Genomic DNA, 3,573 nt, shown 5'->3' with positions numbered 1-3,573 from the left:
ACATGGTTGGACTTGATGTAACTAGAAAAATAGTTTTAACGCCTAATATTATAGAGTTTATCAATAGACTTGATAAGGATATGGCAAAATATATAACAGAAATAACTAGATTTTATATAGATTTCCATTGGGAACAAGAAGGCATAATAGGATGTGTAATAAATGATCCCTTAGCTGTGGCATACTTTATTGATAGAAGTTTATTAAGAGGATTTGATTCTTATGTAGAAGTTGTTCAAGATGGGGTAGCAGTAGGTCAATCTATAGTTGACTCATTTAATTTCTACAAAAATGAACCTAATTCACATGTATTAACTGAAGTTGATGAAAAAGCTTTTATGAAAATGTTCTTAAAGAGAATATTTAAAGAACACGAAAGTTCTATAGAATCTATTGAGGGGGTTATATAACAATGAATAAAACTGTAAATGTAAAAAATATTACTTTAATATCTATGGGGATAGCTTTAAATGTAGTTGGAGCATTTATTGCTCTTAATTTAAGACTTCCAATATATTTAGATTCAATAGGAACAATATTAATAGCTTGTATGCTTGGACCAAAGTATGCAGTAATAACAGGAGTAGGTGGAAGTTTAGTTAGTGGAATGACTTTTGATATATACTCACTTTACTTTGCACCAGTTCAAATAACTACGGGATACTTAGCAGGAATTATGTATAAGAAGGATATGTTAAAAGGAATTAAAACACCTTTAGGAACATTTATATTTACCTTACCAACAAGTATAATCAGTGCAACAATTGCAGCATTTTTATTTGGTGGAGTAACATCTTCTGGTTCTTCATACATAGTTCAAATATTAAGTCATTTTAATGTTCCAATTGTAGTTGGTGTATTTGTAACACAAGTATTTACAGATTATGCAGATAAGTTTTTAGCAGTTGTATTAGTTGGTATAGTAGTAAATTCTATGCCTAAAGCATTAAAAACTTCTATGACAACGAATAAATAAGGAGATAATATGGATAGATACAGTGAAATAACTAATAAAAATCAACGTGAAATAGTATTACTAAAAGCTTTTCCATGTGTATGGGGAAAGTGTAGTTTTTGCGATTATATATTAGATAACTCAAATTTTGAGGATGAAATAAATAAATTAAACTTTGAAGTTTTAGAAAACATAACTGGAAAGTATAAAGTTTTAGAAGTTATAAATTCAGGAAGTTGTTTTGAACTTCCAAAGGCTACTTTAGCTAAGATAAAAGAAATAATAAAGGAAAAGAAAATAGAAAAATTATTTTTAGAAAGTCATTGGGCTTATAAAAATAGAATTCAAGAAATGAGAGATTATTTTGAAATACCTATAACTTTTAAGATAGGTGTTGAAACTTTTGATTATGATTTTAGAAATGGATATTTAAACAAAAATGCAAAGTTTAAAACTGTTGAGGAGTTAAAGGAATATTTTGATTCTCCTTGTATTATGGTAGGTATTAAGGGTCAAACTAGGGAAATGATTGATAGAGATATGGATATCGTTTTAAATAATTTTGATCATGCTACTATAAATGTTTTTGTAAATAATACTTCAAGTGTTAAAAGGGATGAAGAACTTGTTAATTGGTTTTCTAATAAGTATAAGCATTTAGTTGATAATCCTAAGATAGAAATACTTTTTAATAATACAGATTTTGGTGTTGGGGATTAAGATAGGCTTTGTTAGACAATTGTATGATAAGTTAGAAATAAAGATAACTAAATTTTAGTATTTTTAAGATATTTATACTAAGATTTAGTTATTTCTTATACTCAAATATAGAAAAATTAAAATATTTATAAGCTAATATTATATTCATTTTATCAAATACTTCATTCTTTTAAATAATTATATTTTAAGTTATAATTATATAAAGAAAGCAGGTGAAACCTTGAACAAAACAAAAGAAAAGGTAAAATTAGATGAAATACTAAAATACCTATTTTCAACATCAAATAAAGTACTTTTAAAACTTTTAAATGCCATATTTGAAGAAGATTTTAAAGAGAATGAAGTCAACTTAACAGTTAGTAATAATGAATTTATAGAAGATACTCTAGGTGTTATTCGTGGAGATATGTTCTTTGATATATTAAAAAGAGATAATAATAAAGTAAGCTATCATTTAGAGTTTCAAACTAAAAATGATAATACTATGGTAATTAGAATGTTTGAATATGGGTTCAAAAAAGCAAAAGAAAATTCTAACATAGATAATAGTATGAGGACTTTATATTTCCCAAAGCAAAAGGTAATATTTTTTGAAGAAAATAAAAACATAGAAGAATTATTAAACTTAAAAATAATATTTCCAAATGATCAAGAAGTTATATATTGTGTAGATATTATAAAATATTGGGAATTTACAGAAGAAGAACTTATAAAAAGAAAGATGTATCCTCTTATTCCACTTCAACTATTTAGTCTTAGAAAAGAATTAGAAGTTGCACAGAAAAAGAATGACATACTAAAGATACAGCAATTATCGGTTATAGCTAAAAATTTAGCTACGAAGCTAGCCAATGAATCTAAAGAGCTATTTTGTGAAAATGAAATACTTGGAGAGGATTTTCATAAAATGTTGCTAGCAATACAAAATTTAATAGAATACTTAAATAGAAATTATTTCAATGATGATAAATTAGAAGAAGAGGTGATTACAATGACTAAATCGTTATATGATCCAGAAGTTGAGAAACAAGGAATACAAAAAGGTATACAAAAAGGAATAGAGCAAGGAATAAAACAAGGTATAAAACAAGGTGAAAAGAAAAAATCTATAGAGATAGCTAAAAAAGGTATTTTAAAAGGTTTAGATAATGAAACTATAATGGACCTTACAGAATTATCAATTGAAGAAATTGAATTGATAAGAAAAGAAATGTCATTAAATTAGTTAAATAGAAAAGACATTATCTAATAAAGGTAATGTCTTTTCTATATAGATACACATATGCTAAAATGAACTTATGAATAAAATAATCAATACTAGCTATTAAAAAGGGTTTATAATAGAAGAAAGTTTACAATTATTATAAATTATATATTTAATATTTATAGGGGAGAAATAAGGATGAAGAAGAATATATTTGGGAATTTTATTCCAACAATAACTATGTTAGTGATAGCCATTATATCGTATTTTTTCAGATTTAAGGATTTACTTATAGTTGGAATAGTAGGTATTATACCAATATCTTTTTTCATAGAGGGAGTAATGTGTTCAAGAAAAAAGATAGGATGGATAATTCCATTGATTTTATCACTTACAGTATTTTTTATTATAGACAAAATAATGCTGTTTATGAATGATTCGTTAAATGTATATTTAAAATACTATTTGGTAGTATATATTTTAGGTTATTTACTTGAAAAGTTAATTTCAGTATTAAAAAATAAAATTAAAAATAGATAGAAATAGATTGGAATAACTTTAGCTATTTTTACTTTATTTATCACACAAATATCTAACTAATGCGTAATTTTAAAAGGATGTAGTAATTATCACTACATCCTTTTTTACGCTTAAGGATATTATAATATTTAAAAAAATGTGGATAACTTCTGAA

At 25.0% G+C, this 3,573-nt stretch carries 5 protein-coding genes; all 5 read left to right on the top strand.

Features of this window, described 5'->3' with window-relative positions; genetic code table 11:
- A partial coding sequence (locus Q5F54_RS11970) for a nucleoside hydrolase (RefSeq protein ID WP_302334495.1) occupies positions 1-410 on the top strand: 410 nt, incomplete at its 5' end.
- A gap of 2 nt (positions 411-412) precedes the next feature.
- A complete protein-coding gene (locus Q5F54_RS11965) occupies positions 413-976 on the top strand; it encodes an ECF transporter S component (protein ID WP_288701954.1) in 564 nt (187 codons plus the stop codon).
- Between the two features lie 9 nt (positions 977-985).
- Positions 986-1,675, top strand: coding sequence for a radical SAM protein (locus Q5F54_RS11960; RefSeq protein ID WP_288524120.1), 690 nt, complete (start codon positions 986-988; stop codon positions 1,673-1,675).
- Positions 1,676-1,895: 220 nt separating this feature from the next.
- Positions 1,896-2,900 carry a hypothetical protein gene (locus tag Q5F54_RS11955; RefSeq protein WP_302334494.1) on the top strand — a complete coding sequence of 335 codons (1,005 nt, stop codon included), beginning with the start codon at positions 1,896-1,898 and terminating at the stop codon, positions 2,898-2,900.
- 177 nt (positions 2,901-3,077) lie between these two features.
- A complete protein-coding gene (locus Q5F54_RS11950) occupies positions 3,078-3,419 on the top strand; it encodes a hypothetical protein (RefSeq protein ID WP_288306042.1) in 342 nt (113 codons plus the stop codon).
- The last annotated feature ends 154 nt before the right edge of the window (positions 3,420-3,573 follow it).

Origin of the sequence: uncultured Romboutsia sp., assembly GCF_958366745.1 — a bacterium.
GTDB lineage: Bacteria > Bacillota > Clostridia > Peptostreptococcales > Peptostreptococcaceae > Romboutsia > Romboutsia timonensis.
The sequence above is the reverse complement of the archived record's forward strand: the minus strand, read 5'-3'. Positions and strand labels throughout refer to the sequence as shown.